At 64.9% G+C, this 279-nt stretch carries 1 protein-coding gene; it reads right to left on the bottom strand.

What is annotated here, in order from left to right:
• Positions 1 to 224 (bottom strand): response regulator (locus SB822_RS56560; protein WP_410859033.1); only part of this gene is annotated, 224 nt, incomplete at its 3' end.
• Positions 225 to 279 lie beyond the last annotated feature (55 nt).

Raw genomic sequence — 279 nt, 5'->3', positions numbered from 1 at the left:
CTCCAGCCGCGCAATTCGCGGATCACGTCGAGGCCGTCGGTATCGGGCAGGCCGAGATCGACGATCACGAGGTCGGGCTTGCGCGTCGCGGCCTCCACGAGACCCTGCTTGCCGGTCTCGGCGTCATGCACGACGATGCCCTCGTCTTCGAGCGCCGTCCGCACGAAACGGCGGATCTGCTTTTCGTCTTCGATCAGAACGACGGTGATGCTCGGGTCACTCATGGGTCGGTTTGGCAAGCGGGTTCGGGTTCATGTTGTCGGCGGCTCGGTCTTCGGC

This window comes from Paraburkholderia sp. SIMBA_054, assembly GCF_046534875.1.
Classification (GTDB): domain Bacteria; phylum Pseudomonadota; class Gammaproteobacteria; order Burkholderiales; family Burkholderiaceae; genus Paraburkholderia; species Paraburkholderia hospita.
This window is presented reverse-complemented; position numbering and strand designations above follow the sequence as displayed.